The 26,113-nt window shown below is 72.7% G+C and carries 25 protein-coding genes; 13 read left to right on the top strand and 12 right to left on the bottom strand.

The features are described 5' to 3' along the window. Positions 1–435: 435 nt before the first annotated feature. Together WME97_RS25415 and WME97_RS25410 are read right to left on the bottom strand one after the other, a co-directional pair. The gene (locus WME97_RS25415) at positions 436–1,260 is read right to left on the bottom strand and encodes an SDR family oxidoreductase (protein WP_437540775.1); all 825 of its coding nucleotides are present in this window, start codon (positions 1,258–1,260) and stop codon (positions 436–438) included. A gap of 68 nt (positions 1,261–1,328) precedes the next feature. Beyond that, entirely contained in the window at positions 1,329–1,595 is a 267-nt protein-coding gene (locus WME97_RS25410; protein WP_437540773.1) for a hypothetical protein, read from the bottom strand. A 304-nt stretch (positions 1,596–1,899) separates the two neighbouring features. On the opposite strand from WME97_RS25410, the gene WME97_RS25405 reads away from it, so the two are divergent. Further along, positions 1,900–5,787 (top strand): protein kinase domain-containing protein, encoded by a 3,888-nt coding sequence (locus WME97_RS25405; RefSeq protein ID WP_437540772.1) that lies wholly within the window; start codon positions 1,900–1,902, stop codon positions 5,785–5,787. A gap of 112 nt (positions 5,788–5,899) precedes the next feature. On the opposite strand, the gene WME97_RS25400 is transcribed toward WME97_RS25405, so the two are convergent. Then, positions 5,900–6,841 carry a hypothetical protein gene (locus tag WME97_RS25400; RefSeq protein WP_437540770.1) on the bottom strand — a complete coding sequence of 314 codons (942 nt, stop codon included), beginning with the start codon at positions 6,839–6,841 and terminating at the stop codon, positions 5,900–5,902. A gap of 361 nt (positions 6,842–7,202) precedes the next feature. Between WME97_RS25400 and WME97_RS25395 the strand changes: the two genes are divergently transcribed. From WME97_RS25395 to WME97_RS25380, 4 genes are all read left to right on the top strand, one after another. Beyond that, the gene (locus WME97_RS25395) at positions 7,203–7,505 is read left to right on the top strand and encodes an SDR family NAD(P)-dependent oxidoreductase (RefSeq protein ID WP_437540768.1); all 303 of its coding nucleotides are present in this window, start codon (positions 7,203–7,205) and stop codon (positions 7,503–7,505) included. Continuing rightward, positions 7,502–7,651, top strand: coding sequence for an SDR family oxidoreductase (locus WME97_RS25390; RefSeq protein ID WP_437540766.1), 150 nt, complete (start codon positions 7,502–7,504; stop codon positions 7,649–7,651). Before WME97_RS25395 ends, WME97_RS25390 begins: the two co-directional genes overlap by 4 nt. Positions 7,652–7,784: 133 nt before the next feature. Further along, the gene (locus WME97_RS25385) at positions 7,785–9,167 is read left to right on the top strand and encodes an MFS transporter (RefSeq protein WP_437540764.1); all 1,383 of its coding nucleotides are present in this window, start codon (positions 7,785–7,787) and stop codon (positions 9,165–9,167) included. Between the two features lie 101 nt (positions 9,168–9,268). Continuing rightward, positions 9,269–9,634, top strand: a complete 366-nt coding sequence (locus tag WME97_RS25380; protein ID WP_437540763.1) for a hypothetical protein — start codon at positions 9,269–9,271, stop codon at positions 9,632–9,634. Between the two features lie 37 nt (positions 9,635–9,671). Here the strand turns inward: WME97_RS25380 and WME97_RS25375 are convergent, their stop codons facing one another. Continuing rightward, the gene (locus WME97_RS25375; protein ID WP_437540761.1) at positions 9,672–10,508 is read right to left on the bottom strand and encodes a hypothetical protein; all 837 of its coding nucleotides are present in this window, start codon (positions 10,506–10,508) and stop codon (positions 9,672–9,674) included. 226 nt (positions 10,509–10,734) lie between these two features. On the opposite strand from WME97_RS25375, the gene WME97_RS25370 reads away from it, so the two are divergent. Continuing rightward, on the top strand, positions 10,735–11,253 hold the full coding sequence (locus WME97_RS25370) for a DUF2243 domain-containing protein (protein WP_437540759.1): 519 nt from the start codon (positions 10,735–10,737) through the stop codon (positions 11,251–11,253). On the opposite strand, the gene WME97_RS25365 is transcribed toward WME97_RS25370, so the two are convergent. Together WME97_RS25365 and ybaK are read right to left on the bottom strand one after the other, a co-directional pair. Continuing rightward, positions 11,227–12,060 carry a hypothetical protein gene (locus tag WME97_RS25365; protein ID WP_437540757.1) on the bottom strand — a complete coding sequence of 278 codons (834 nt, stop codon included), beginning with the start codon at positions 12,058–12,060 and terminating at the stop codon, positions 11,227–11,229. The two genes, WME97_RS25370 and WME97_RS25365, sit on opposite strands and share 27 nt — an antisense overlap. A 74-nt stretch (positions 12,061–12,134) precedes the next feature. Next, positions 12,135–12,620, bottom strand: coding sequence for a Cys-tRNA(Pro) deacylase (gene ybaK / locus WME97_RS25360; RefSeq protein WP_437540755.1), 486 nt, complete (start codon positions 12,618–12,620; stop codon positions 12,135–12,137). Positions 12,621–12,660: 40 nt separating this feature from the next. On the opposite strand from ybaK, the gene WME97_RS25355 reads away from it, so the two are divergent. Continuing rightward, a complete protein-coding gene (locus WME97_RS25355; RefSeq protein WP_437540753.1) occupies positions 12,661–13,953 on the top strand; it encodes an ABC1 kinase family protein in 1,293 nt (430 codons plus the stop codon). A gap of 38 nt (positions 13,954–13,991) precedes the next feature. Here WME97_RS25355 and WME97_RS25350 read toward each other — a convergent pair whose 3' ends face one another. Further along, positions 13,992–14,933 carry a hypothetical protein gene (locus WME97_RS25350; RefSeq protein ID WP_437540751.1) on the bottom strand — a complete coding sequence of 314 codons (942 nt, stop codon included), beginning with the start codon at positions 14,931–14,933 and terminating at the stop codon, positions 13,992–13,994. Positions 14,934–15,149: 216 nt separating this feature from the next. On the opposite strand from WME97_RS25350, the gene WME97_RS25345 reads away from it, so the two are divergent. Beyond that, positions 15,150–15,674, top strand: a complete 525-nt coding sequence (locus WME97_RS25345; RefSeq protein ID WP_437540749.1) for a hypothetical protein — start codon at positions 15,150–15,152, stop codon at positions 15,672–15,674. A gap of 47 nt (positions 15,675–15,721) precedes the next feature. Here the strand turns inward: WME97_RS25345 and WME97_RS25340 are convergent, their stop codons facing one another. The 5 genes from WME97_RS25340 to WME97_RS25320 all read right to left on the bottom strand — a co-directional run bounded on the left by WME97_RS25340 (position 15,722) and on the right by WME97_RS25320 (position 21,349). After that, entirely contained in the window at positions 15,722–15,955 is a 234-nt protein-coding gene (locus tag WME97_RS25340) for a hypothetical protein (RefSeq protein ID WP_437540747.1), read from the bottom strand. 110 nt (positions 15,956–16,065) lie between these two features. Further along, on the bottom strand, positions 16,066–17,946 hold the full coding sequence (locus WME97_RS25335) for a DUF885 domain-containing protein (RefSeq protein ID WP_437540745.1): 1,881 nt from the start codon (positions 17,944–17,946) through the stop codon (positions 16,066–16,068). 64 nt (positions 17,947–18,010) lie between these two features. Then, a complete protein-coding gene (locus WME97_RS25330; RefSeq protein ID WP_012237276.1) occupies positions 18,011–18,325 on the bottom strand; it encodes a rhodanese-like domain-containing protein in 315 nt (104 codons plus the stop codon). A gap of 188 nt (positions 18,326–18,513) precedes the next feature. Further along, positions 18,514–20,454: a family 2A encapsulin nanocompartment cargo protein cysteine desulfurase gene (locus WME97_RS25325; RefSeq protein ID WP_437540743.1), complete on the bottom strand. Its 1,941-nt coding sequence runs from the start codon at positions 20,452–20,454 to the stop codon at positions 18,514–18,516. Further along, positions 20,441–21,349, bottom strand: coding sequence for a family 2A encapsulin nanocompartment shell protein (locus WME97_RS25320; RefSeq protein ID WP_437540741.1), 909 nt, complete (start codon positions 21,347–21,349; stop codon positions 20,441–20,443). The genes WME97_RS25325 and WME97_RS25320 overlap by 14 nt, the downstream gene beginning before the upstream one ends. Positions 21,350–21,866: 517 nt before the next feature. On the opposite strand from WME97_RS25320, the gene cysK reads away from it, so the two are divergent. The 5 genes from cysK to WME97_RS25295 all read left to right on the top strand — a co-directional run bounded on the left by cysK (position 21,867) and on the right by WME97_RS25295 (position 26,086). Next, the gene (cysK, locus tag WME97_RS25315; protein ID WP_437540739.1) at positions 21,867–22,856 is read left to right on the top strand and encodes a cysteine synthase A; all 990 of its coding nucleotides are present in this window, start codon (positions 21,867–21,869) and stop codon (positions 22,854–22,856) included. Continuing rightward, the gene (gene epsC / locus WME97_RS25310; RefSeq protein ID WP_437540737.1) at positions 22,853–23,827 is read left to right on the top strand and encodes a serine O-acetyltransferase EpsC; all 975 of its coding nucleotides are present in this window, start codon (positions 22,853–22,855) and stop codon (positions 23,825–23,827) included. Before cysK ends, epsC begins: the two co-directional genes overlap by 4 nt. 107 nt (positions 23,828–23,934) lie before the next feature. Beyond that, entirely contained in the window at positions 23,935–24,357 is a 423-nt protein-coding gene (locus tag WME97_RS25305) for a hypothetical protein (protein WP_437540735.1), read from the top strand. A 132-nt stretch (positions 24,358–24,489) separates the two neighbouring features. Next, complete coding sequence (locus WME97_RS25300; protein ID WP_437540733.1) at positions 24,490–25,206, top strand: SDR family NAD(P)-dependent oxidoreductase; 717 nt, start codon at positions 24,490–24,492, stop codon at positions 25,204–25,206. A gap of 169 nt (positions 25,207–25,375) precedes the next feature. Beyond that, on the top strand, positions 25,376–26,086 hold the full coding sequence (locus WME97_RS25295; RefSeq protein ID WP_437540732.1) for an HPP family protein: 711 nt from the start codon (positions 25,376–25,378) through the stop codon (positions 26,084–26,086). Positions 26,087–26,113 lie beyond the last annotated feature (27 nt).

Here is a 26,113-nt window from a genome sequence, read left to right as displayed (position 1 = left end):
CGCTCTCGGGCACATTCTCGAGGTAGCTCCGACAGAGCTCGGGGGCCTCGATCTTTGTCGCACGTGAGAGCAAGAGGTCGCGGGCCTCAATCAACATGGCCTGCGCTCGGACGCCGTCATCCATCGCGTGCAGCACCTCGGCGTGGGGCGAGGCGCACGGCGAACTTGAAAGGACCGCTCAGGCCGCTCGCGTCGCGCAGCGCTGCCGCGTCCACAACGACGCGCTGCGCCTCGTCCGCGCGTCCTTGGTGGAGGAGGACCATTGCGAGCGTCGCCGCTGCCGCCCCGCGCAATGGGGGGCGATCGAGAAGAGCTCGGTGGCCGCGCGCGCCTCGATCTCCGCCGCAGCGAGCGTGCGGGCGATCCGGCGAGATCTCTCGCGGCGCGGGGAGGACCTCAGGCGACGAGTCCCGCCCTTCTATCGCCCTCCCGCGCTCACCCCACCGCAGGCCCGGCCTTCCGCTGCGCGCTGTCGCAGACCCACCGGACCACCCCAGGAATGACCCCCTGCGCGATCGCGCTCACCCGCGAGCCGACGTCGGGGTAGATCTCGAACCGCCCGCGCGCCATGCCGTCGGCCATGCTGCGCGCCACGGCGTCCGGCTCGAGCGTCTTCACGTTGCCCGCGATGGCCTTCGTCTCCGCCGGCTTGTACTGGTTCTCGAACGCCAGCTGCGGAGTGTCGGTGTCGGGCGGCATGCACACGCTCACCCGCACGCCGTGAGGCCACATCTCCGCGCGCAGCGCCTGCGAGAAGCCGATCAGCGCGAACTTGCTCGCCGCGTACGGCGTGTAACCGTAGATGCCGATCACGCCCGCGAGCGACGAGACGTTGAGCACATGGCCGCTGCCGCGCGCCGCCATCGCCGGGAGCACCGCCTTGCACAGGTGCACGGCGCCAAAGAAGTTCACGTCCATCATGCCGCGGAACTGATCCACCGGCAGCTCGAGGAAGCGCCCCGGCATCACCACCCCGGCGTTGTTCACGAGGTGATCGATCGGCCGCTCGGCGAGCCGCGACTCCATCGCCCGCGCCACGTCGTCCGCCCGGCTGATGTCGAGCTCCAGGACGTCGACCCGCGCGGACGGGTGCTCGCGCCGGATGCCCACGGCGGCCTCGTCGAGGAGCGCGCGGCGGCGCGCCACCAGCGTGACCGCGGCGCCGTATCCCGCGACGAGCCTCGCGAACGACAGCCCGATGCCGCTCGAACCGCCGGTGATGAGAACGCTCTTGCCCTGGAAATAAGTTCGGGTGTCCATCGGCGGCCGAACCTACCCCAGGACCGCCCGAGGCGCGAGGCGGTCGTGCAGGCCCGCGGCGGCGCGCCTCATGACGGCTGCGCCAGCTCGACGTCGGGGTGAGCTCTCCCCGATACGCCATTGGCCAGCTTCAAACCGCACAGCGCGCCCGCCCACGCCCTCACCTTCCGGCTCACGGCGGTCTTCGCGCTGCTCAGATAGTTTCTCGCCTCACCGCTGTACAGGCCGGCGGCGAACACCGCTGCGAGGCTCGCCGCCGCGGCCACCGGCCGGAGGGCCCTCCGGGCGAGCTTGTTGAGCTTCCTCTTTTGCTTCTTCGAGAGCTTCGCCTTCATGATCCCATCAGCTCAGCAGGGGTCGTGCCATGGCGATCGAGGCCCAAGCGGGGTGACGAGCGCAATGCGCCCCTGTGACACGCGCCCCGCAGACAGGACGTTTTGCCTCGGTGGGGAGAAAATGTCCCTCCCCACGCTGGCGCTGATGAGCGATGTTTGGCAGCTCACACTTCGATCGGGCTCGCAGCCGCCGGCGGGCAGCCTCGTCCGGCCGCTGGGGGCGGAGTCGCTGGCGATCGGGGCCGAGTTCGTTTACTCCGTTGTAAGCAGGCTCATGCGAGGTCTCAGGTAAGGCGGGGACGAGATGCGCGTGGGAGACGTCATCGACCGTCGCTTCCTGATCGAGCGCCTCGCCAGCTCGGGCGGGATGGGGGACGTCTACCGCGCCTGCGATCTGGTCACGAACGAGCCGGTGGCGCTGAAGGTCTTGCAGCGGCGAGGGCTCCAGGAGGCGATCCGGTTCGCGCGCGAGGTCGAGGCGCTCGAGGCGCTCACCGCGCTGCGGCACCCGGGCATCGTGCGCTACATCGCGCACGGCGCGACCGACGCGGGGCAGCCCTACCTCGCGATGGAGTGGCTCGCCGGCGAGACGCTGACCGAGCGGCTCACCCGCAGCTCGCTCACGATCGCCGAGAGCATCGCGCTCGCGTCGCGCATCGCGTCGACGCTCGGCGTCGTGCACCGCGCCGGCATCGTCCACCGCGACCTCAAGCCGAGCAACCTGCTCCTCGTGGGCAGCGCGATCGAGGGGGTCACGCTCATCGACTTCGGCGTGGTGCGCCTCGGCGCCATGGACAGGCACCTCACCATGCCCGGGACGATGCTCGGCACCCCGGGCTACATGGCGCCGGAGCAGGCCCGCAGCGAGCCGAACATCGACCCCCGCGCCGACGTCTTCTCGCTCGGCTGCGTGCTCTTCAAGTGCCTCACCGGGCGCTCGGCCTTCCAGGGCGCCGACGGGCTCTCGGTGCTCATCAAGGTCATCCTCGAGGATCCGCCGCGGCTCCGGGAGCTGCGCGGCGACATCCCCGAGGCGCTCGACGACCTCGTCGCGCGCATGCTCGCGAAGGCGCAGAAGGACCGGCCCCGCGACGGCGACGCGGTCGCGGCGGAGCTGCTCGCGCTCGACGACGCGAGCGTCGGCGCCGCGAGCAGCCGCCCGTCGAACACCCTGCGCGGAGGCGAGATCACCACGAACGAGCGCAAGATGATGTGCCTCGTGCTCGCGCGCGACGCGAGCGGCGACGCCGAGGCGACGCGCTCGCAGGAGGAGGACCTGGAGCGCAGCAAGGCGCTCATCGCCGTCGCCGAGCGCTACCAGGGCGAGCTCGAGATCCTGGAGTCCCGCTCGCCGCTCATCGTGCTCACCGCCGGCGGCGCCCCGACCGACCTCGCGGCGCAGTCCGCCCGCTGCGCGCTCGCGCTGAACGCGCTGCTCGGCAGCGTGCCGGTCGCGCTCGTCACGGGCCGCGCGGAGATGTCCGCGCGGCTGCCGGTCGGCGAGCTCATCGACCGCGCGGTCCACCTGCTGCCGCCCGCGCACGCGCCCGCGCCCGTTGGCGCGCACGCCGTCTGCATGGACGAGGTGACCGCAGGGCTGCTCGGCGCCCGGTTCGACGTGACCCGCGACGCGGGCGGCCTCCGCCTGCACGGCGAGCGCGAGGAGCTCGCCTCCACGCCGCCCCTGCTCGGCAAGCCGACGCCGTGCGTCGGGCGCGACCGCGAGCTCGCGCTGCTGGAGGCGGCGTTCTCGCACTGCGTCGAGGAGTCGACGCCGAGCGCCGTGCTCGTGACCGCACCCGCGGGCGCAGGGAAATCCCGCCTGCGCTCCGAGCTGATCCGGCGGCTCCGCGACCGCGGCGAGGACCTGGAGGTGTGGATCGGGCGCGGCGACCCGATGAGCGCCGGCTCGGCCTTCGCGCTGCTCGCGCCGGCGCTGCGGCGCGCCATCGGCCTCTTCGAGGGCGAGCCCATCGAGGCGCGGCAGCGCAAGCTCCGCGCGCGCGTCGCGCGGTACGGCCACGCCGAGTCGGCGCGCACCGCGGCGTTCCTCGGGGAGCTCGTCGGCGTGCCGTTCCCCGACGGCGACAGCGTGCAGCTGATGGCGGCGCGGCGCAGCCCCGTGCTGATGAGCGACCAGATCCGCGTCGCCTGGGAGGAGCTCCTCAGGGCCGAGTGCTCGGCGAGGCCCGTGCTGCTCGTGCTCGAGGACCTGCACTGGGGCGATCTGCCGAGCGTGCTGCTCGTCGACTCGGCGCTCCGCAACCTCGGCGATCAGCGGCTGATGGTGCTCGCGCTCGGCCGGCCAGAGGTGCGGGAGCTCTTCCCGAAGCTCTGGGCGGGGCGCGGCGTCCACGAGGTGCAGCTGTCGGGGCTGCCGCGGCGCGCGAGCGAGCGGCTGGTGCGCCAGGTGCTCGGCGAGGACGTCGCGCCGGAGCTCCTCGCGATGATCGTCGACCGCGCCGACGGCAACGCGTTCTACCTGGAGGAGCAGCTCCGCGCGGTGGCCGACGGCAAGGGCGCCGACCTGCCCGAGACGGTGGTGGCGATGGTGCAGGCGCGCATCGAGGCGCTCGACATCGAGGCGCGGCGGGCGCTGCGGGCGGCGAGCGTCTTCGGGCAGACGTTCTGGCAGGGCGGGGTGTCGGCGCTCGTGGGTGGGGCGCAGGTCGCGCCGAAGCTGGTCGAGCTGGAGCAGCGCGAGGTGATCTCCCGGCGCGGCGAGGGCAGCCTCCCCGGCGAGGTGGAGTACAGCTTCCAGCACGCGATCGTGCGGGAGGCGGCCTACGGCATGCTGACGGACGGCGACCGGCGGCTCGGGCACCGGCTCGCCGGCGAGTGGCTGTCGCGCGCGGGCGCGGGCGGGGTGGACGCGATGGCGCTCGGCGAGCACTTCGAGCGCGGCGGCGAGCTGTCGCGGGCCGCGGCCGCGTACTGCCGCGCGGCGGAGCAGGCGCTGCGGGCGCAGGACCTCGCCGCGGCGATCGAGCGCGCCGAGCGCGGCGTCGCGTGCGGCCCGAACGCGCAGGCGCTCGGCGCGCTGCGCCTCGTGGAGGCCGAGGCGCACGTCTGGCGTGGGGAGCTCGCGCTCGCGGAGCAGCGCGGGACCGAGGCGGTGGACCGGCTGCCCGCCGGCTCCGCGGCGTGGTTCTCGGCGATCAAGCACGTCGCCATGGCCGCGGGCAAGCTGGGCGGCTTCGAGCGGGTGGAGCGCTGGATGAGCGCGGCGCAGGCCGCCGAGGCGGAGGCGGAGGGCGCGCTCGTGGCGAAGCACATGTGCCTCGGCGAGGGGGCGCTGCTGCTCGTGTTCGGGGGGCGCTACGCGTTCGCGGACGCGCTGATCGACGCGATCGAGGGCGACGGGACGGATCTCGCGGAGCGGGAGGTCGAGGTGGTGGCGCGGCTGCACGCGGCGCGGTCGGCCCGGGCGCTCGTGAGCGGCGATCCCAGCGCGTGCCTCGCGGGGCTGTCCGCGGCGCTCGCGGCGTTCGAGCGCGCGGGCGACCGCGGCAACGCGTGCGCGTTCCGCATGAACGTCGGGTACATGCACGCGGAGCTCGGGGATTTCGCGGGCGCGGAGGAGGTGCTGCGCAGCGCGCTCTCGGGCGCGGAGCGGATGGGGTTGCACGATCTCGCGGTGGCGACGCTCAGCAACCTGGGGCACGTCCTCGGCTACCGGGGGCGGATCGAGGAGGCGGAGCGGACCGAGCGCGAGGCGATCGCGCTGTCGCAGCGGCTCGGGGATCCGCGCACGGAGGGGAGCGCGCGGACGTACCTCGCGCGGATCGCGCTGCTCGCGCGGGACTTCGAGGGGGCGGAGCAGGAGGCGAGGGCGGCGGCGGAGCTCCTGCAGAGCGCGCCGCCGCTGCGCGCGGCGGCGGTGGCGGCGAGGGCGAGGGCGCTGCTCGGGCTGGGGAGGTTCGACGAGGCGCTGTCGGCGGCGGGGGAGGCGTTCTCGATGCTGAAGGCGATCGGGGCGATCGAGGAGGGGGAGTCCGCGGTGAGGAACGTCTACGCGGAGGCGCTGGCGGCGAACGGGATGGAGGCGGACTGCGCGGCGGCGATCGCGGCGGCGAGGGAGAGGTTGATGGAGAGGGCGGGGAAGATCAGCGATCCGGTGTGGCGGGAGCGGTTCCTCACGATACCGGAGAACCAGCGGACGCTGGAGATGGCCGAGCGGTGGGCGGGATAGGGAGAAGAAGCCCGCCCCCTTCCACCATCGGTCACCAACGTGAACGTGAACGTAAACGTTCGGATGTAGGAGAACGCGGCGCGAAGCTTGGTTGGCGCCTACGGGACCGGGCTCAGCCCTCGCGGGGCTCCGCCGGAAGGCCGGCGTTCTTGCGCAGGGTGGCGATCAGGCGGTCCATCGCCTCGCGGTAGGTCTTCTGGGCCGCGACGATGCGCTCCTCCATCGTCTCGTCGATCTGCTTCGCCTGGGTCGCGGACGAGTCGAGCATCGCCTTGCTGCGCCCGAGCTCCTCGATGCGCGCCTCCGACGCCTTCTTCTCCTCGTCGGTGCGGCTGCCAGAGGACTGGAATGCTCGCTCCGCCTCGACCGCCTCGTCGATCGACTTCTTGATGGTCTCGATCTCCTCGAGCATCCGGCGGAGCCGGAGCTTGTGCTCGACCATGTCGATGTGGACGACGTAGCTCACGAAGCTCACGGCGTCGGCCTGCTTCTCGAGCGTCGCGGCGTTCTCCTTGCCGAGCGAGGCGCGGTAGCGCTCGAGGCGGCGGTGCGCCTCGCTGCGCTCGCGGACGTACTTCTCCAGCTGGCGCTCGACGCCCTCCTCGAGCGCGTGCGCCGTGGCCCCGGTGACGTCGACGTCGCACCCCTTCTGCTTGACGACGTACTGCGCGGCGCCGCTCACCTTGCGGGTGAGGTCCTCCTTGTTGTCGTTGAAGAACGCCACCGCGCCGTCGACGGCGCGCACGCGCTCCACGTAGTCGTAGCTCCGGCCCGCCGCGTCCGCCTGCTCGATGACGTCGAGGACCTGCTTCCAGTCCGGCTTCTTGAGCTGGTCGGGATAGCCCGCGAACTGCTCGGTGGCGCGCTTCGCGAGGTCGACGCGCTCGCCGAACGACGTGGCCGTCGCCTGGAGCTCGGCCGGGTAGCGCTCCGCGTAGCCGCTCTGCGAGGCCGAGGACGCGATCTCGGGCTCCGGCTTGGGGGCGCTGCAGCCGAGCGCGAAGAGGTGGCCGGCCAGGAAGAGCGCGCCGGCGATAAGGTACGGTCGGTTCATGGACGCTGGCCTATAGCCCATCTCCGCCGTGGCCGCGCGCTCCGCGCCGACGCCACCTCGGTCGAGGGTGACGTGACCCACATCCACGCAGCCCGGCGCGACCAGGGCGACGCACGCGCGACACCACGGCACAAGGAGCCATGTTGCGCGTCGTGTGCGTGTCGTGTGCGTGTCGTGTTGAGGCGCGTAAAACGCCGGAATCGCTGCCCTTTCGTACCCGCCCTTGGCATCGTCATGGGCCCGCTCTGCGCGCTCAACTTGCGCTCCAGACGGTCGAAGACGGTTGTTCCTTAACTCTGCATTTCACAAGCGCCGGCGCCTGTCACGGAGGCGCCGGCCACCTTCGCGAGGGATGTGAGGCATGGGAGCTCTGAAAGACAAGGTCGTCATCGTCACGGGCGCGAGCTCGGGCATCGGCAGGTCGACGGCCGTCGCGCTGGCCGCCGAGGTGGTCGCGAGCGCGCGGCGCGAGGCGCAAGGGCGCGAGCTCGTCGCGGCCGTCAAGGATCGCGGCGGGGAGATCACCTGGGTCACCGCCGACATGCGGGTCGAGGGCGACGTCGAGGCGCTCGTGAAGGCCGCGGTGTCCACCTACGGGCGCCTCGACGCTGGCGCCTCGACGATCCCCAGGGACGCGCCTTCGCCGCGTCGCTCCACGCCATGAACCGCGTCGGCGGGCCCGACGAGGTAGCCGCGCTCGTCGCCTTCCTCTTCAGCGACAAGGCCTCGTTCATCACCGGCCAGGACGTCGCCGTCGACGGGGGCCTCCTCTCGGCGGCGTGGCCCGCCAACTACGCGGGCGGGGGCTGATGCGCGCGCCGCGGCGGCGCCCGGGGGAGCGCGCCGCGGCGGAGCCCGGCCGGAGGCCACGCGCCTCACCCCGCCGCGCTCGGATCCTCCGAACCCCGGGTTTCCCGGGCCTTCCGCGCCCCATACTTCGGCCATGGGTCAGCCTGAAGCGGAGCCGCCGCCCGCGGCGGGTCGTGGTGAGCGCCCGGCGGCCTCCGCCCCGTCGCTGTTGCGCGCGCTCCGCCACCGCAACTACCAGCTCTTCTTCGCCGGCCAGCTCGTCTCGCTGGTCGGCACCTGGATGCAGTCGGTCGCCCAGTCGTGGCTCGTCTACCGGCTGACGGGCTCGTCGCTGCTGCTCGGCGCCGTCGGGTTCGCGACGCAGATCCCCGTCTTCCTGCTCGCCCCGATCGGCGGCACGGTGGCCGACCGGCGGAGCCGCCACCGCATCCTGCTCGCCACGCAGTCCGCCGCGATGGCGCTCGCCTTCGGGCTCGGCGCGCTCACCCTGAGCGGGCACGTCCAGGTCCCGCACATCCTCGGGTTCAGCGTGCTTCTCGGCGTCGTCAACGCGTTCGACATTCCGACGCGGCAGGCGTTCGTCGTCGAGATGGTGGGCAGGGAGGACCTCGCCAACGCCATCGCGCTCAACTCCTCGATGTTCAACGGCGCGCGGATCCTCGGCCCGGCGGTGGCGGGCATCCTCGTCGGCGCGATCGGCGAGGGGTGGTGCTTCGTCGCGAACGGGGTGAGCTTCCTTGCCGTGCTCGGGAGCCTCCTGGCGATGCGCGTCGCGCCCCGTCCGGCCGCCGCCGGGCGCGGCTCCGCGTTCGCCCATACGGTCGAGGGCTTCCGGTTCGTCGCGCGCACCAGGGCCATCCGCGCGCTCCTCGTCCTGCTCGGGGTCGTGAGCGTCACCGCGATGCCGTACGCGGTGCTGATGCCGATCTTCGCCGATCGGATCCTGCGCGGGGGGGCGCAGGGGCTCGGCATCCTGATGGGCGCGTCGGGCGTCGGGGCGCTGCTTGGCGCGCTCGTCCTCGCCAGCCGGAGGCGGCTCCGGGGCCTCGGCCGCTGGGTCGCCGCGGCCTGCGCGGGGTTCGGGGTGGCGCTCGGGCTGTTCGCGCTGTCGCGGTCGTTCTGGCTCTCGGCGCTCCTGCTCGTGCCCGTCGGCTTCTCGATGATGGTGCAGATGGCGGGGTCGAACACGCTCGTGCAGGCGATGGTGCCGGACGCGCTCCGCGGGCGCGTCATGGCGGTCTACGCGATGATGTTCATGGGGATGGCCCCGCTCGGCGCGCTGCTCGCCGGCTGGCTCGCGGGCAAGATCGGCGCGCCCGCGACCGTCGCCTCGGGCGGCGCGTGCTGCGTCGTCGCGGCGGCGGTGTTCGCCGCGAGGCTCCCCGGGCTGCGGCAGCAGGCGCGGGAGCTGATCATCGCCCAGCAGATGGCCGCCGGGACGCCCTCGGAGCAGCTCACCCAGCCGGTCGCGGTGGGGGCCGCCTCGGAGGAGCAGGGCGCGGCGCGGCCGGCGTGACCGGGCGGGGCCGGCGCGGTCCGGCACCTCGCATGCACGCCGCGGGTCGAGGCGGGCGTGTGTGCGGTCGACGCACTGCGCGCCGGGCGAGGGAGGGGATCATGGGGCAAAAGGCCAAGCAGCGGTCCGAGGCGCAGGCGCAGGCGCAGGAGAACAGGCGGTTCGACGAGGTCGATCAATCGAAGGGGATCTTCCGGCTCGACGGGCCGCACCCCAAGGACGCCGAGCTCCGCGCGCCGGGCTCGCTCGGCGGCGGGCCGTACGAGGAGTCGGGCCGCGGCGGCCCCGCGGGCTCGCTCGAGCTGCGAGAGACCGGCGCGGAGGCCACGGCCGCGGGCGCGGCGGCCCCGCCCGAAGAGGAGCCGCCGCCGGAGAGCGGCGCGACCGAACAGGTGCAGCCGAGAGGCGCGTTGCCCCAGCACGAGGAGCCGGGCGAGAAGGACCGCAAGGCCGCCGGGCAGAGATAGCGGGGCGCGGCGGCGCTCGCGCCGGCGCCTCGCGCGCTCACCGCGGGGCGACGGCGCTCGCGACGCCGAGGGCGACGTATTTGCCGACGGTGCCGGCCACGCCCATCGTGTCGCGGAAGCCCTTCATGAGCCGGCTGGGCAAGACCAGGTCGTCGAGCAGGAAGCCGCCGAGCGCCGACAGCGCGCCCGTGAGCGCGCCGCCGCGCCGCCCCGCCGCGTCGAGCGCCTTCTCGTAGCCGATGCCCCACACGAGCAGGCCCCCGGCGAGCGCCGCCATCCCTGCGGGCGTGGCGACCGGGTCGAACCGGCGCTTCGCGCGGCGACCCCCGAGGCCGACCGCCGCCGCCATGGCGTTCATGGCGGCCCAGGGCGATCCGCGCTTGAGGGTGGACGCTGCCATCATCGTGCACATCGTCGCTGCCGTCAGCACGGCGCCGGTCCGCAGCCCGCGCGTGACGATCTCGCTCATCCGGAGCGCCTGCTGAGGGCGCTGCGCCGCTGCGCGAGGCGCCTCCCAGGGAGACCCGGGCGCCGCCGCGGGCGGCAGGGCGGTCGCCTCGGGCGGCAGCGCCGTCGCCTCGGGGGCCACGGACGCGGCCTCGGGCGGCAGGGCGGTCGCCTCGGGCGGCAGCGCCGTCGCCTCGGGGGTCATGGACGCGGCTTCGGGCGGCAGGGACGCCGCCTGGACAGGTGACGTCACCCGCTCCGAAGGCGGGACCAGCGCCTCGGGCTGATCCGACTCCGCGCCTTCCCGGCGGCCGACATGGAGGTAGTCCTCGCGACCGTCATGGTACGTGTAGGGGACCGGCCTGGGACCCTGGTGCTCCGGCTCCGCCGTTCCTGCGGCGCGTTCCGGGTTCATTCGATTGTCCATCTGGCACCTTTCAGCGATTTCTGCGGCTACGTGGGATCCTCGCATGTGCCAACTCCATGCCAGGCCCGACGTGGCCAGCTCACGGAGTCGGGGGCTGCCAGATCGCGGCCGGCCGGCGAGGCGCCGCGGCGGCGAACCGGTCGCCCCGCCCGCCCGCTGGATCCGTCCTCCGCCGCCCGAGGGCTGTGGTTTGCCGCTCGCATGGGGGCGCGCTCAGGAGGATTTCATGAGCACAGCCCGCCCGCTCGAGATCACCACCGCCACGAGGACATCACGCGCCGTGAAGACGGCGGGAGTGCTCTTCGGTATGGGCGCAGGTGGCCTGATCGACGGCATCTTGTTTCATCAGCTCCTGCAGTGGCATCACCTGATCTGCTTCAGCTGCCATCCAGGCGCGACCATCGACGATGTGAGGCGGAACATCTTCGCCGACGGTCTGTTCGGCGTTGTCGCATTGGGCCTCACTGTGGCAGGTGTGTTCAAGCTCTGGGGCGCCCTGCGCATGGGCGGAGTCGAGCTCCCGGGACGGATGCTCCCGGGCGCTGCCGCCATGGGCTGGGGGCTGTTCAACCTGGTCGAGGGAGTGATCGACCATCACCTCCTGCAGATCCACCATGTCCGTCCAGGTCCGGGGCAGCTCGGCTGGGACCTGGCCTTCCTCGCGTCCGGTGTCCTGCTGGTGCTGGTCGGCCGGCGCCTGATGCGTGAGGCGCCCGCGTCAGCCGCCGCGCCGGCTCGGACCTGACTCGCCCCCGCACCAGGCCAGCTGGACCAGGCGGTGCAACAGCGACAGCGAGGGCGCCTGAGGGCCCGCCTCGAGCGACGGGAACGCGCTCGTCAGCTGGGCCGCGGCGAACGGCGTCCTCCTGGCGATGAGCAGCTCGCAGCGGCCGTTGAACACCGCGGGATCCCGGGGCGAGGCGGGGGGAGCCAGCGAGAGCCCCGCCGGGAGCTCTGCGACGGCCCGCCTCAGGTCGTCGAGCTCCTCGAGCGCGAGGCGCCGCTCGTGCGGCGCTTCTGCGCCGTCGCCGCCCGCGCGCAGCAGCGCGTGCCCGCTGGCCTGCGAGCGGAACGGGCCGTCCGAGGAGGGGGACAGCGAGAGCTCGACCTTGACCCAGCGGCGCCCTCCGCCGGCCGGCGCGATGCCCTCGAGGACGAGCAGCCAGTCGGGGGCCGCGGGCCGGCGCGCCAGCGCGCGCCTCGCCCAGCGGCGCTGCGCTGCTGGCCCGACCCACGGCGAGAGCCCCGCGTGCCACGCGCGGAACGCGAGCTCATCGCGGTACGCCGCGCCCGGGAGCCACCCCCTGGCCACGCCGATCGACTCCCAGACCGCGAGCCCGGCCGCGAGCGCCGGACCCACGCTGATGCACTGGACCAGCCCCGGAATGCAGGCGCCGGCCGCCGCGAGCACGGCGCCTCCGGCCGCCGCCGAGGCGGCCAGCTGGACCGCGCCGAGCCCGAGCTCCCACGGCTTGCAGCCCCGGCACCGCTGCCGCAGCTCGGCGGTGCTCAGCTCGCTCGGATCGCGCAGGTCGCATGCCGCTCTGGTCATATCCCTCGTCGCCGCCCGGCGCCGGACCGGAGGCGAGCTCTGCCATCATACCGCGGATCCGGCGGCGCGCGCGCTCAATCCGCGTCGCCGCCCGGCGACGCGATGGCGCCCACCTTCGCCCTCGTCGCGCGCAGATAATCGCCGGGAGCGACGAGGATCTGCGTGCCGCGCACGCCGGCCGAGATGGATACGACCTCGAAGAGCTCGATCGTCTCGTCCGCGTAGACGGGATAGGCCTTCTTCGCGCCCAGCGCCGTGACCCCGCCGCGCACGTAACCGGTGAGCGGCTGGACCTCCTTCAGCGATACCGTGTCGACCTTCCGGTCGCCGGTGAGCCTGGCCATCGCCTTCAGATCGAGCTGGGCGTTGCCCGGCACCACCGCGAAGCAAACGCCGTGGCGATCGCCGCGCGCCACAAGCGTCTTCCACACCTGCTCCGGCGGCAGGCCGATCTTCCTGGCCACGGTGCCCGCGGTCAGGTCGCTCGGGTCGACCTCGTAGGTGCGCAGCTCGTACGGGATGCCGAGGCTGTCGAGGATGCGCGCGGCGTTGGTCTTCATGGGGGTGGGCCGGGCCATGCTATACGCGCCGGCTGCGCCGATGACGATCGAGAAGAAGCTCCCCGAGGGCCGGCTGAACCGCTTCGTCCGCCTCGCGGGCCTCGGGGCGCGCGCGGGGGCGGCCCACCTGCTCGGGCGGCGGGGCGACGCCGCCGCGGACGCCGCGGCGCACGTGGCCGAGGTGCTGGGCACGATGCGGGGGCTCGCCGCGAAGGTCGGCCAGATGGCGAGCTACGTCGACGGCTTCGTCCCCGAGCCGGAGCGAGCGGCCTACGAGGCCGCGCTGCGCTCGCTCCGCGCCGCCGCGCCGACATCGTCGCCCGCGGCCATCCGGGCGGTCGTCGAGGAGGACCTCGGGGCGGACATCGGCGAGCTCTTCGCGGCCTGGGACGACGCGCCGTTCGCGAGCGCCTCCATCGGCCAGGTGCACCGCGCTGCGCTCGCGGATGGGCGCGCGGTCGCGGTGAAGGTGCAACACCCGGGGATCGACCGGGCGCTCGCGAGCGACCTCGAGAACGCCGGCGTGCTCCAGGCGATCGTCGGCGCGGTCGGGCCCAGGGCGCTCGACTCGAAGCGGGTGCTCGAGGAGGTCAGGGCGCGCTTCCTCGAGGAGCTCGACTACGTCCTGGAGGCGGAGCGACAGCGCTATTTCGCGGGCGTCCACCGGGGGGATCCGACCATCCATATCCCCGAGGTCATCGCGGCCCGCTCGTCGCGCCGCGTGCTCACCGCCGAGCTCGCGCGCGGCGCGACCCTGGAGGAGGCCGCGACGCGGGACGAGCGCACCCGGCGCGCCTACGCCGAGACGCTGTGGCGCTTCGTCTTCAAGGGCAACCTCGTCGGCGGGATGTTCAACGCGGATCCGCACCCGGGCAACTACCTCTTTCACGAGGACGGCCGGGTCACCTTCCTCGATTTCGGCTGCGTGGAGCCGCTCGACGGCGCGCGGATCGAGCACGGGCGAGCGATGCACCTCGCGGCGCTCCGCAAGGACGAGGCGGCGTTCGCGCGCCACGCGGCGCTCATCCTCGGGACGCGCGGCGGGCGGTTCGAGGAGCTCTCGCTGGCGTACACGCGCCGGTGCTTCGAGCCGCTGTTCAGCGCGCCGTTCCGCGTCACGCGGGCCTACGTGACGGGGCTCGTGGAGGGCGTGAAGGCGATCAAGGAGCAGATCCTGGTGAAGGACAGCGGGTTCGTGCAGCTGCCGCCGGGCATGCTGTTCCTCAACCGGCTCCAGTTCGGGTTCTACTCGGTCCTCGCGCGGCTCGACGTGGAGGCCGATTACGCCGCGGTCGAGGGGGCGTTCCTGCGGGAGGCGGGGCTGCTCGGGTAGGCGCCGCTCGGGTAGGCGGCCGAGCGCGTGGCACCGGCTCAGCGCGGGCGGCGGTCGTGGAAGAGGAGCATCTCGATCGTGCCGGCCTCGCGGAGCCAGGGCTGGTCGTGCGGGCCCGGCAGGACGCGGAGGGTGTGGGGGATGGACCGCTTCGCGAGCTGCGCGGCGAGGGCGGCGTTCGCGTCGCGGAACGGGTCTCCCTCGCTGCTGAGCAGGTGGAGATCGCGCGGGCCGGCCGCGGCGATGGCCCTGGCGAGCCGGTCGGCGTAGGCAGGGGCGCGGTGGGCGCTGATGGCGGACTGCACGCCGCCCCAGGCGCCGAAGAGCTCGGGCCGGCGGAGGAACACCTCGATCCCGATGAAGCCGCCGAGGGAGCAGCCGTCGAGCGAGGTGCGGGCCGCGTCGTCGAACACGGGCGCCTCGGCGCGGGCGCGCGGCAGGACCACCTCCGCGAGCCAGCGCGCGTAGCCGTCGAGCGCCGCGGCGGGGTTCGGGGCCTTGTGGACGTTGGGCGTGAAGGGGCACGCGATCGCGAGGCCGCGGAACGGCCGCGCCGCGAGCGCGGCGTTCACCTCGGAGAGCCGCGCGTCGGTCCAGTCCTTCCGGCGTGAGGTGCGGCCGAGCGGCGGGCGGCGCAGCCGCTCGTAGGCCGGCCCGAGGCCGTACCGCTCCAGCCACGCGAAGGCGCCGAGGCGCTCGTCGCCGGTCTCGCCGAGGCCGTGGAGGAGCACGAGCAGCGGCACGCGCTCGCCCGGGGCGAGGTGCTTCGGGACGAGCAGCGTGAACCGCCTGCCGAGGGCGCGCTCGCCGGGGACCTGGAGGTCGCGGATGTCGAAGGCGGGCGGGGAAGCGGGGGGCGGCGGCGAGGTCGGCGCGGCGCCGGCGGGTGGCGGCGCGGCGCCGGCGGGGTCGGCGAGGGCGGTGCTCGGGGCGAGGGCGGCGGCGCACAGGGCCAGGAAGGGGCGCCGGTGAAGGAGCATGCGCGGAGTGTCGCAGCTCCGCGGCCGTCAGCCAGCCCGCGGCGGAGGTCGGGGGCGATCCTGACCTTCAGCGGCGCTTGAATGACGCCGTTGCCATGCCTCGCTCGGACGTGAGAAGGGAGGCGGCCCAGCGCCGTGAGGGGCTGACAGGAAATGCCCGAGACGCGCGGGAGGGGGTGGACGCGCCGGGCGCGCGGCGGGTACACCGATGCGTCCATGGACACGACGCACGATGCGACGGACGCGACGCACGACGAGGTGGAGCAGACACGCTCGATCCGCCCTGAAGATCAGGACCCGAAGCTGTGGAAGGGGAACGGGTGGACGGCGCGGGTCATCAAGAACGAGGACGACGATGGCTGGGCCGTCGAGATGACGTGCGACGGCCAGAGCGAGCCCTCGCTGGTGGGGCCGTGGACGATGGGGCGTGACAAGAAGAACCCGAAGCCGCTCGACGCGAGCGCCTTCGCCACCCTGGTGAAGACGGCGAACGAGATCCTTTCGCGGCACGACCAGCAACGCCGGGCGCAGCTGCACCGGAGCGTGACGACGGTGGTCGGGGGCGGCGCCCGGATGCGGGTGGACCTCGACATCGTGCCCGACGAGGACGATCCTCACGCCATCCTCACGGGGCGAGACGCGGCAGGGGAGACCGTGAGGCGGTCGAGGGTGCCCCCGAACTTCAAGCTCACCGCCGAGAGCGCGCGGGCGTGGCTCGAAGAGGGCGTTCCCGAGCCGTGACGGGCGCGCGGCCGGCGAGGGGCCCCGCCGCCGCCATGCCGCAGCGCTCAGCCCGGGTGGACAGGCGTCCAGGCCGGCGGGTCGCTCGCCGGGAACGACTCGTCCGACGCCTCGTCCACCGGCTCCCACGCCTCGCGCTGCGAGGGCGCCCCGCCGCGATCGAGCGGAGTCTGCGGGCTCCGCTCCTTGCGCGTCTTCGCCCTCGTCGCCTCGGGGCCGGCCGCGGCGCCTTCAGGCGATTCCGGCTGTCGCTCTGCCGCCTTCTTCTCGTTCGTTCCCATGTCACCACCCTCCGGCGCTCCCGTGCCCGACACGACAGGTGGAGCCGGCGAGGCGCGCCGCAAGGGGACGCCGCGCTGGATCGAGGCCGCTCTCGCTCGCTCTTCCTCGCTCAGCGCGCCGGCTGATCCCCGACGAATCGCTCGAACACGGCCTTGCGCAGCAGCTCCGGCGGCAGGATCCCCTGGGCGAGCACGAAATCGTGAAATCGCTGCGCATCGAGGCGAGGGCCCATCATGGACTCGACCTCTGCCCGGAGCTCCATCAGCCGGATGAACCCGTAGAAATACGATGTCGCCTGTCCCGGCGAGCGGAACGTGTAGCGCTCCACCTCGGACCGAGCGAACGGCGCCGACAGCACCACTTCCTGCTCCAGGAAGGCGCGCGCGGCCTCAGGCGTGATCTTGCCGGTCTGGAGCTCCGGGTCCAGGAAGGCGCGCGCGGCCCGCAGCAGGCGGTATTGCAGCGAGACGAGCTGACCTTCGGGCGGCATGAACGGGAACACGAGGGCCTCGGAGTACAGCCCCCACCCCTCGACGTTGGCGCTGTTCATCGCGAAGACCGCCCGGGCGATCGAGACGCCGCGCTCGACGAGCGAGGCGAACTGGAGCTCGTGTCCGGGGCGCGCCTCGTGGGCGGTGAGCGTCCACGACGCCGCTGCATAGGTGAAGTCGTCGACCTTCTGCAGCTCGTCCGCGGCGCCGGGAGCGCCCGGGAGGCTGAGCGGCAACACGAACTCCCCCACTTCCCCCTGGTTGCCGAGCAGCCGCGGCGGCCGCATGTGCGGCGCCGGCGTCTCGGCGCTCTCGGCGGCGGTGCCGAGACGGATGCGCGCGGGCCGCTCGGGCAGCGTGACGAGGCGCTCTTTCCTGATGATGTCCTCTATCTGGGCCAGCCGCGCCTTGTAATGCGGCAAGATGGCCTCGCCCACCAGCTGCTCTTTCTTCAGGGCGCGGAGCACGTCGCGGTAATCCGCGCCTGGCAGCTTGCGCGTCCTGGCGACCGAGCTCGAGAGCTCCTGCATCTGCGCCGTCAGATCCTCGAAGGCGGCGTGGGCCAGGGGCGCCAGCTCGGCAGGCGGCAGATCGACGCCGTACGACTCGAGCGCGAACGCATAGAGCGGCCGCGGCAACGCGAAGTCGGTCCGCGCCCGGGGGAGCACGTCGCTGCGCAGCGCCGCGTCGTACGCCTCGAGCTGGCGATTCAGCGCCGCGAGCGGCTCGTCATGGCCGCTGATGCCGTATTTCCTGAACAGCTCACCGATGCCCTCCCGCACGCGGGCATTCGTGGCGAGGTGCCGCTCGATCTCCATCCTGGGCGGGGCGAGCAATCCGGGCTTCTCGAGGTCCTGGAGGAGCCTGGCCATGGCCTGCTCGGCGATGGGCACGTAACCCGCCTCCATGCCGGCATAACGCCGGAGGCGCGTCCGGGCCGCAGCCCGCCGCGCCGGGGATACCCGGTCGTCCAGGAGGTTCGAGATGCCGTCGAACACGAGCCCTGTGACGTGCACGTAGGTGACGCTGTATTTCTCCGCGAGCTCCGAGCCGCGAACGGCCCGGTCCGCGGCGTCCAGCAAGATCTGCAGATCTTCGGCGACCGCCGGGTCCTTCTCGGTCTCTCGCCGTTTCTGGAGCTCCACGATGGCCGCGCGGAAGGCCGCGCGTCTCTGCGCCTCGACCCCGGGCGAGAGATCCGCGATCTCCCGGTCCGCGCGCTCGATCCCCAGAGCTCCGGCGCGCTCCGGCGAGAACCGGACGAGCACGTCGAGGAGGACCTTTGCGTGCTCGTTGCTGCGCTCGACCCAGGCGGGGAGTCGCCGGGCCGCTGCAGGTGCCGAGCGCGCGGCGGGCGCGGTGCTCGCGGCCTCCGAGGGCGCCGGCGAGGGCAGGGGAGCCGGCGCGGCGGCAGGAGGCGGGGCGCCTCGGGCGCACGCAGCGGCGAACAGGGGGACGAGGACGAAGGTGCGAAGTGCGCGCAGGGCCATGCCGCACATCTTGCGACGGCGCCGCCGCGCGCCAGCCGCAACGCGGGGCAAATGCGGCCGGCGCGAGCCCAGCTCAGCTGTGCTCGAGCGGGAGCCCCGCCTTCACCCAGCCGCTCGTGCCGCCATCCAGGTTGTAGAGCTGGTTCAACCCGAGCCGCTCGGCGAGCTTCGCCGCCGTCAGGCTGCGGGCGCCCTTCGCGCAAACGAACACCACCCGATCGCGCGGCAGGGCCCGCTGCGGATCCGCTCTCAGTTGATCGAGGGGCACCAGCCGCGCGTGCGGCACGTGTCCGACCGACCACTCGCGTGGCTCACGCACATCCACAACGTCCACCTCGCCGCTCTTGATGAGCTCGTCCGCGTCCCTGGGCGATATCGTCTGGATCATGCGTCCATTATAACGGACGCGTCCGACAGTGGCAACCCGGGGGACACAAGTTCGCCGTCGAGACGAAAACCTGCGAAATCCCGTGTGTTCAGCCTGTTTCGAGGATCCAGCCGGGGGGTTGGGCGGTGAGGGCGGCTGGCAGGGAGCCCGGCGACGTCCGCATCAGCGGACAGCCGCCGGGCGGCCAGTCAGCGCGATCTCCCGATCTGGATCCTATGCAGCGCGTCAACCAGCGCGTCGATGTCCTCGCAGGTGTTGTAGGGGGCGAGCGACGCGCGCACGGTGCTCTCCAGGCCGAAGCGGCGCAGGATGGGCTGCGCGCAGTGGTGGCCCGAGCGCACCGCGATGCCCTCCCGGTCGAGCGCTCCGCCCACGTCCTCGGTGCGCTGCCCATCGAGGACGAAGGAGAGCACGCCCGCCTTGTCGGCCGCGGTGCCGATGAGCCGCAGCCCGGGGACGGTCGCGAGGGCGTGGGTGGCGTAGTGGAGCAGCTCGTGCTCGTAGCGGCCGATGTTCTCGATCCCGATCCGCGTCACGTAGTCGAGCGCGGCCCCGAGGCCGACCGCGTCCGCGATGTTGCCGGTGCCGGCCTCGAAGCGCGCGGGCGGCGGATGGTAGATCGTCCGCTCGAAGGTGACGTCCGCGATCATGTTGCCGCCGCCCTGCCAGGGCGGCATCGCGTCGAGCACCTCGCTCTTGCCGAAGACGGCGCCGATGCCCGTGGGACCGAACACCTTGTGGCCCGAGAACACGTAGAAGTCGCAGTCGAGGAGCTGCACGTCCGCGCGCATGTGGGACACCGCTTGCGCGCCGTCCACGACCACGCGCGCGCCGTGCCGGTGGGCCATCGCCACCATCTCGCGGGCGGGCGTGATGGTGCCGAGCGCGTTCGAGACCTGCGTGATCGAGACGATGCGCGTCCGCGGGCCGAGCAGCTTCTCGTACTCCTCGAGGATCACCTGGCCTCGATCGTCCACCGGAGCGACGCGGAGCCTTGCGCCCTTCTCGGAGCAGAGCTGCTGCCACGGCACGATGTTGGCGTGGTGCTCGAGCCACGTGATGACGATCTCGTCGCCCGGGCCCACGTTCCTCCGGCCCCAGCTCTGGGCGATCAGGTTGATCCCCTCGGTGGTGCCGCGCACGAACACGATCTCGCGCGTGGACGGGGCGTTGATGAAGCGGCGCGTCGCCTCGCGCGCCGCCTCGTACGCGTCCGTCGCGCGGGCCGCGAGCGCGTGCGCCGCGCGGTGGATGTTCGAGTTCTCGTGCTCGTAGAAGTACGAGAGCCGATCGATGACGGCCCGGGGCTTCTGGGTCGTCGCCGCGTTGTCGAGCCAGACGAGCCGCTTGTTGTGGACCCGCTCCTCGAGGATGGGGAAGTCGCGGCGGATCGCGTGGGGGTCCAGGATGCCGGCGGAGCCGCTCACGCCGCGGACCAGCGCCGGATCCACGGCGCGGATCTCGTGCGCTTCGACCTGGGGAGGGCCGACCGGCGACTCGATGCCCAGCGCGGGCGCGCCGGGCATGAAGTACGGGTCGGCGTCGCGGCCCGCGAGATCGCCCAGCACCGGGATGCGGAGCACCTCGTCGGCCGCTCCCAGGCTCAGCGGATCGGAGCCCACGAGCGGGACGCGGACGAACCCGGCGCGCACCGTCGAGTCCGGCAGCGACACCTCGCCGGGGAAGGCGGGCGTCGCGCCGGAACGAGCGGGGACCGAGCCGGGAGCCGGCTGCGCCGCGCCGGAATAGGGGGGAACAGAGCCGGAGTAGGCGGGGACAGAGCCGGAGTAGGCGGGGGCCGCCGCCGCGGACGGCCCCGGTACAGGTGACGGCGCCGCGCCAGCCGCCGCCAGGTGCGGGACGGGCGACTGCGACGGCGCTGCGCCAGGCAGCGGCGCCGGCTGCGCAGCCGCCCCCTGATTCAACGGCGCGCCAAGCATCTCGTTCGCGAGCTGCGCGATCACCGCGGCCAGGGAGGCGGGGTCGAAGCTGGCGACGGCGGGCGCGGGCGCGCCGCCCGGGGCCGAGAGAGGCACGTTCAAGGGCGCGATCCCAGAGCTCCCTACGGCGCGGGTCACCTGCGGCAGAGCACCCTGGAGATCCGCTGTCTGGATCTCACTTGTACTCATAGTAGCTGTCCACCTGGACGCCCTCGAGCACGCCGAGCGCATCTTCGGTCAGAACCGCCGCCGAGCAGTACAGGGACGCAAGGTACGAGGCAGCCCCGAGCTGGTTGATGCCCATGAAGCGAATCGACAGGCTCGGGCTCACCTCGCCGGGGATCCCGGGCTGGAACAGGCCCACGACACCGCGCTTCTTCTCGCCGGTGCGGACCAGGAGGATATCGGTCTTGTTGCCCGCGAGGTGCAGCTTGTCGGTGGGGATGAGCGGGAGGCCGCGCCACGTGAGGAACGGCGAGCCGAACAGCGTCACCGTCGGCGGCGGAACACCGCGCTTCGTGCATTCGCGACCGAACGCCGCGATGGCCCGCGGGTGCGCCAGGAAAAAGGCGGGCTCCTTCCACACCTTCGTGATCAGCTCGTCGAGATCGTCCGGCGTGGGGCCGGCGCCGCGCGGCTTGATCCGCATGCTCTCATGCACGCTGTTCAGCAGGCCGTAGTTGCCGTTGTTGATCAGCTCGTCCTCTTGCTTCTCCTTGAGCTTCTCGACGAGGACGGTGAGCTGCTCTTTCACCTGATCCATCGGGCTGCGGAACAGGTCGGAGATCCGGGTGTGCACCTGGATCGTCGTTGTCACCGTGTTGAGCACGTACTCGCGCGGCTGCTCTTCATAGTGGATGCGCGCCACGGGCAGCTCGGCCGCGTCATCCGGGCTGCAATCGACCGCGAAATCGTTGCTGCAGACCCGGTTGAGGCGGTACACGCCTGCTTCGACGGGCGTCCAGGGGAGCAGCTGCACGAGCCAACGCGGGGTGGAACCGGCCCACTGGGGCGGCGTCTTGCTCGTGTTGGCGTGTTGCCTTGCGGCGCGCTCGCCAAGCAAATGGCTTTCGTGGTTTGTCATGGCAGGGCTTTTCCTCGAGCTTTGACGAGTGGGGGGAGAGCTACGCCAAAGCTGAGCCATTACTACAGCTTCTTCCTACGTTGCCGCAATGGCGCTCGTGACGCCCTGGGCGCTTTCCTCCTGTAAAGCAGACGTGCTTTCCAGCATGCTGGACTCCTGTAAAGCGGAGCTTTTTCCGTAATGGTGGAGCGCAGCAGCACGCGCCGCGGCGGATGGCGACACCGGCGGACGTCAGCCGAGGTCGAGGCTCACGGGGGTTACGGCGTTGTTGCGGTGTCGTTGCGGCGTTGTTGCGATAGCGTCCGACATGAAAGATAGGAGTCAGGCGATGGAGCGCCGGCCCCGAGCAACCGACCCCTGAGCGGCCACCGTCTCCGGCAGCGCACAAAGCGCTTGGCGGGCTTCATCCGTTATGTTAGATGAACATCCGTTGATAATCAAGCGCGGCGTGCGCTGCCCGCTCGACGTCCTCCGACCTCGAGGACGCGGAGGCATGCCGTCGCACCCCAGAGGGCCCATGTCGAACGTCACACGCGGCTGGTTCGAAGACAACGCAGAATCCATCGGCCGCACGCCGCTCGTGCGCCTCCGTCGCGTCGTCGAGGGCGCGGGCGCGCTCGTGCTCGCGAAGATCGAGGGTCGCAACCCGGCGTACTCCGTCAAGTGCCGCCTCGGCGCGGCGCTCGTGTGGGACGCCGAGAAGCGGGGGCTCCTCGGTCCGGGGAAGGAGATCGTCGAGCCGACGAGCGGCAACACGGGCATCGCGCTGGCCTTCGTCGCGGCGGCGCGTGGGTATCCGCTCACGCTGACCATGCCCGAGACGATGAGCATCGAGCGCCGCAAGCTCCTCGTGGGCTACGGCGCGAAGCTGGTGCTCACCGAGGGGCCCCGGGGGATGAGCGGCGCCATCGCGAAGGCGGAGGAGATCGTCGCCTCGAACCCGGGCCGGTACGTGCTCCTGCAGCAGTTCAAGAACCCGGCGAACGCCGCGATCCACGAGCGGACGACGGGCCCGGAGATCTGGGAGGACACGGCCGGGAAGGTCGATATCCTCGTGTCCGGCGTCGGGACCGGCGGCACGATCACCGGCGTTTCGCGCTTCATCAAGCACCAGAAGGGCAAGGCGATCACCTCCGTCGCGGTCGAGCCCGCGCACAGCCCGGTGCTCACGCAGACGCGCGCCGGGGAGCCGCTCAGGCCGGGGCCGCACAAGATCCAGGGGATCGGCGCGGGCTTCGTGCCCGACGTGCTCGATCTGTCGATCGTCGATCAGATCGAGCAGGTGACCAACGAGGAGGCGATCGCCTATGCGCGGCGGTTGACGCGCGAGGAGGGCATCCTCTCGGGGATCTCGTCCGGCGCGGCGGTGGCGGTCGCGGCGCGGATCGCGAAGCGCAAGGAGAGCGAGGGCAAGACGATCGTGGTCATCCTCCCCGACTCGGGCGAGCGCTACCTGAGCACGGCCCTCTTCGAGGGGCTCTTCGACGAGAAGGGGCTCGCGACATGAGCGAGGCCGATCACGGGGGGTTCCACGTGCCCGCCGCGCCCGCCGCGCCCGCCGTGTCCGGCGCGTCCTGGGCGCTCGGCTCGGTGGTCGCGGAGCTGCGCGCCGCCGGCCGGGGGATCGACGGCGCGCGCCAGAAGCTCGGGCGGCAGGCGCTGCCGTCGCGCGAGGTGCTCGTCGGCATCGCGCGCGATCTGCGCGCGGTGTTCTTCCCGGCGCACTTCGGGCCCGCGGATCTCACCGAGGAGGGGACCGACTACTTCGTCGGGCACACGCTCGACGCGGCGCTGCTCGCGCTCCACGAGCAGGTCCGGAGGGGCCTTGGCTTCCCGAGGGAGCTCGACGCCCGCGAGGCCGCCCGCCGCGAGGGCCGCGCCGCCGAGATCGTGCGCGACTTCGCCGCGGGCCTCCCCGCGGTGCAGGAGCTGCTCGAGACCGACGTGCGCGCGGCGTTCGAGGGCGACCCGGCGGCGACCAGCATCGACGAGGCGGTGTTCTGCTATCCGGGCATCACGGCGATCATGCACCACCGGATCGCGCACCTGCTCTACACGCTCGGCGTCCCGCTCATCCCGCGCATCCTCTCCGAGATCGCGCACGCCGACACCGGCATCGACATCCACCCCGGCGCCGAGATCGGGGCGAGCTTCTTCATCGATCACGGGACGGGCGTCGTGATCGGGGAGACGTGCCGTATCGGCGAGCGCGTGCGCCTCTACCAGGGCGTCACGCTCGGCGCGAAGAGCTTCCCGCGCGACGCGAGCGGCAACCCCATCAAGGGGATCGACCGCCACCCCATCGTCGAGGACCAGGTGGTCGTGTATGCCGGCGCGACGATCCTCGGGCGCATCACCATCGGCCGCGGATCGAGCATCGGCGGCAACGTGTGGCTCACGCGCAGCGTCCCGGCGAACAGCCGTATCAGCCAGGCCCAGGTGCGGAGCGACGTCTTCGAGGACGGCGGCGGCATCTGACGGGTCCGAGCGCGCCGTCACGGCGCGCTCGGCGCGGGCGAGATCCGGCTCGTGCCCGGCGCCGGCGCGGTGTATGAGCGCCGGCCTTCCGCCGAGGTCGCCCCGCGATGATCCCCCGCCGCCGCCTGCACCGCGCCGTCTTCGCGCTGGCTGCCCTCTACAACGCCTGCTGGGGGCTCTACGCCGCCGCCGACCCGCAATGGCTCTTTCGCTTCGCGGGCATGGAACCCCTCAATCACCCGCAGATCTTCGCCTGTCTGGGGATGGTCGTCGGGGTGTACGCCATCCTCTACGCGGAGGTCGCGCGCGCGCCCGAGCGCGGGTTCCTCCTTGCGGGCGTCGGCCTGCTCGGCAAGGTGCTCGGGCCGATCGGCCTCGCGGCGCTGCTCGCCACCGGGCAGTGGCCGCCTCGGTCCGCCGTCCTCTGCTTGACGAACGATCTCGTCTGGTGGATCCCCTTCGGCCTGTACCTCCACGACGCATGGCCGTTCTTCGTGCGGCAGTGGAGGGATGCGCCGGGGAGCCCGTAGCTCCTCCGGGGGGCTGACCTCCGGACCGAGCCGGGGACGAGCTCGGCCGGCATCTGTCGTTCGCGCGGGCCAGGGCAGGCTATACGCTGCCGCGGTTCGCCGGCGCGAGGGCCGGCGGGAGGGTGTGCGTTCATGAGCTCGAACAAGGCAGCGGTCGTCGTCGGCGTCGGCCCCGGACTCGGGGCCGCTGTGTCGAGGCGCTTCGCGCGCGAGGGGTTCTCCGTCGGCCTCATGGCCCGGACGGCCGCCGCGTGCGAGGCCGTGCAGCGGGAGATCGAGGGAGCCGGAGGGCGCGCCTTGAGCGTCCCGGGGGACGCCACCGACGCGGCCTCCGTCGCGGCGGCCTTCGCGCGCGTGGAGGCGTCGCTCGGGCCGGTCGAGGTGCTGATTTACAACGCCGGCGCCTTCCGCGTGGCGGGCGCGCTGGAGCTCACGCCGCGAGAGCTCGAGGACGACTGGAAGATCAGCTGCCTCGGCGGCTTCGTGAGCGCGCAGGCGGCGCTGCCCGGCATGCTCGAGCGCGGCCGGGGGACGATCCTCTTCACGGGCGCCACCGCCTCGCTCCGCGGCGGTGCCCGCTTCGCGTCCCTCGCCGTCGGCAAGTTCGGCCTGCGCGCCGTCGCGCAGTCGCTCGCGCGCGAGCTCGGCCCGCGCGGCATCCACGTGGCGCACGTCGTCATCGACGGGCTGATCGACACCCCGCGGGTGCGCGCGATGGTGCCCGGGAGGAAGGCCGACACCCTGCTATCGCCGGAGGCGCTGGCGGAGACCTACTTCCAGCTCCACGCCCAGGCGCCGAGCGCCTGGACCCACGAGATCGACGTGCGCCCGTCGGTGGAAAAGTTCTGACGCTGCCCTGGGCGGCGGGCCCGAGCGCGCCGGGCGAGATCCCCGATCCATCTCGCGGAGCCCGGGGTAGAATCGTGGTGCGCTGGCCGTGGCGCCCGTCGGCGAGCGTGTAGACGCGGAAGCGCGCGCGCGCCGCGTGGACGCGCGGCCCGCCCGCAAGGAACGAAGGATGACAGAGAGAGACAGGCAATCGACCCCCGCGGCGGCGGAGCTGTGGGGAAACGGGCGCGGTTACGGCCCGATCTCGCCGCGGCACCCGCTCGGCGGCGAGATGACGGACGTGGTGCGCGGCATCTTCACGCGCCTCAGGCTCCCGTGGCTCCTCCAGCGCTACGCCAAGATACCGGTGCTCGCGGTCTTCAGCTGCGTGAACGGGTTCGTGAGCATCGGTCTGATGGCGGCCCTCGCCGTGGTGACGAAGTCGCCCTTCGTCTTTCCGTCGCTCGGGCCAACGGCCTTCCTGTTCTTTTACACTCCCACGGCGGCGTCGGCCGCGCCGCGCACCACCATCGTTGGGCACAGCATCGGCATTGCGGTCGCGTACATGAGCCTGCTCGTTACCGGGCTCACGCACGCAGGTCCGGCGACAGCGACCGGGGTGACCCTGCCGCGCGCCATCGCCGCGGCGCTCTCGCTGGGGCTCACGGCCGGCCTCATGGTGCTCGCCCGCGCGCCACACCCTCCCGCGGGCGCGACCACGCTCATCGTCTCGCTGGGCATCCTGTCCCGGCCCCCGATGCTCCTCGTGCTCCTCGGCGGGGTCGTCCTGCTCACGCTCCAGGCCATCGTCATCAATCGCCTCGCCGGCGTCGACTACCCGCTGTGGGCCCCGCGGCAGGCGCGCCCGGAGCAGGATCCGCCGCCTCCGCCTCCTCCTTAGATCCAAGGGCCTCCCGTTGCCGGGCGG

This window comes from Sorangium sp. So ce367, from assembly GCF_051520455.1.
Lineage (GTDB): Bacteria > Myxococcota_A > Polyangia > Polyangiales > Polyangiaceae > Sorangium > Sorangium cellulosum_B.
The sequence above is the reverse complement of the archived record's forward strand: the minus strand, read 5'-3'. Positions and strand labels throughout refer to the sequence as shown.

Coding starts and splice junctions, on each gene's coding strand:
- WME97_RS25380 (WP_437540763.1), top strand. CDS start 9,269: ATGGGGCAAAAGGCCAAGCAGCGGTCCGAGGCGCAGGCGCAGGCGCAG.
- WME97_RS25350 (WP_437540751.1), bottom strand. CDS start 14,933: ATGCTCCTTCACCGGCGCCCCTTCCTGGCCCTGTGCGCCGCCGCCCTC.
- WME97_RS25300 (WP_437540733.1), top strand. CDS start 24,490: ATGAGCTCGAACAAGGCAGCGGTCGTCGTCGGCGTCGGCCCCGGACTC.
- WME97_RS25295 (WP_437540732.1), top strand. CDS start 25,376: ATGACAGAGAGAGACAGGCAATCGACCCCCGCGGCGGCGGAGCTGTGG.
- WME97_RS25325 (WP_437540743.1), bottom strand. CDS start 20,454: ATGAGTACAAGTGAGATCCAGACAGCGGATCTCCAGGGTGCTCTGCCG.
- WME97_RS25320 (WP_437540741.1), bottom strand. CDS start 21,349: ATGACAAACCACGAAAGCCATTTGCTTGGCGAGCGCGCCGCAAGGCAA.
- WME97_RS25335 (WP_437540745.1), bottom strand. CDS start 17,946: ATGTGCGGCATGGCCCTGCGCGCACTTCGCACCTTCGTCCTCGTCCCC.
- WME97_RS25405 (WP_437540772.1), top strand. CDS start 1,900: ATGCGCGTGGGAGACGTCATCGACCGTCGCTTCCTGATCGAGCGCCTC.
- WME97_RS25365 (WP_437540757.1), bottom strand. CDS start 12,060: ATGACCAGAGCGGCATGCGACCTGCGCGATCCGAGCGAGCTGAGCACC.
- WME97_RS25305 (WP_437540735.1), top strand. CDS start 23,935: ATGATCCCCCGCCGCCGCCTGCACCGCGCCGTCTTCGCGCTGGCTGCC.
- WME97_RS25390 (WP_437540766.1), top strand. CDS start 7,502: ATGAACCGCGTCGGCGGGCCCGACGAGGTAGCCGCGCTCGTCGCCTTC.
- WME97_RS25415 (WP_437540775.1), bottom strand. CDS start 1,260: ATGGACACCCGAACTTATTTCCAGGGCAAGAGCGTTCTCATCACCGGC.
- cysK (WP_437540739.1), top strand. CDS start 21,867: ATGTCGAACGTCACACGCGGCTGGTTCGAAGACAACGCAGAATCCATC.
- WME97_RS25370 (WP_437540759.1), top strand. CDS start 10,735: ATGAGCACAGCCCGCCCGCTCGAGATCACCACCGCCACGAGGACATCA.
- WME97_RS25395 (WP_437540768.1), top strand. CDS start 7,203: ATGGGAGCTCTGAAAGACAAGGTCGTCATCGTCACGGGCGCGAGCTCG.
- WME97_RS25340 (WP_437540747.1), bottom strand. CDS start 15,955: ATGGGAACGAACGAGAAGAAGGCGGCAGAGCGACAGCCGGAATCGCCT.
- WME97_RS25330 (WP_012237276.1), bottom strand. CDS start 18,325: ATGATCCAGACGATATCGCCCAGGGACGCGGACGAGCTCATCAAGAGC.
- epsC (WP_437540737.1), top strand. CDS start 22,853: ATGAGCGAGGCCGATCACGGGGGGTTCCACGTGCCCGCCGCGCCCGCC.
- WME97_RS25355 (WP_437540753.1), top strand. CDS start 12,661: ATGACGATCGAGAAGAAGCTCCCCGAGGGCCGGCTGAACCGCTTCGTC.
- WME97_RS25385 (WP_437540764.1), top strand. CDS start 7,785: ATGGGTCAGCCTGAAGCGGAGCCGCCGCCCGCGGCGGGTCGTGGTGAG.
- ybaK (WP_437540755.1), bottom strand. CDS start 12,620: ATGAAGACCAACGCCGCGCGCATCCTCGACAGCCTCGGCATCCCGTAC.
- WME97_RS25345 (WP_437540749.1), top strand. CDS start 15,150: ATGGACACGACGCACGATGCGACGGACGCGACGCACGACGAGGTGGAG.
- WME97_RS25375 (WP_437540761.1), bottom strand. CDS start 10,508: ATGGACAATCGAATGAACCCGGAACGCGCCGCAGGAACGGCGGAGCCG.
- WME97_RS25410 (WP_437540773.1), bottom strand. CDS start 1,595: ATGAAGGCGAAGCTCTCGAAGAAGCAAAAGAGGAAGCTCAACAAGCTC.
- WME97_RS25400 (WP_437540770.1), bottom strand. CDS start 6,841: ATGAACCGACCGTACCTTATCGCCGGCGCGCTCTTCCTGGCCGGCCAC.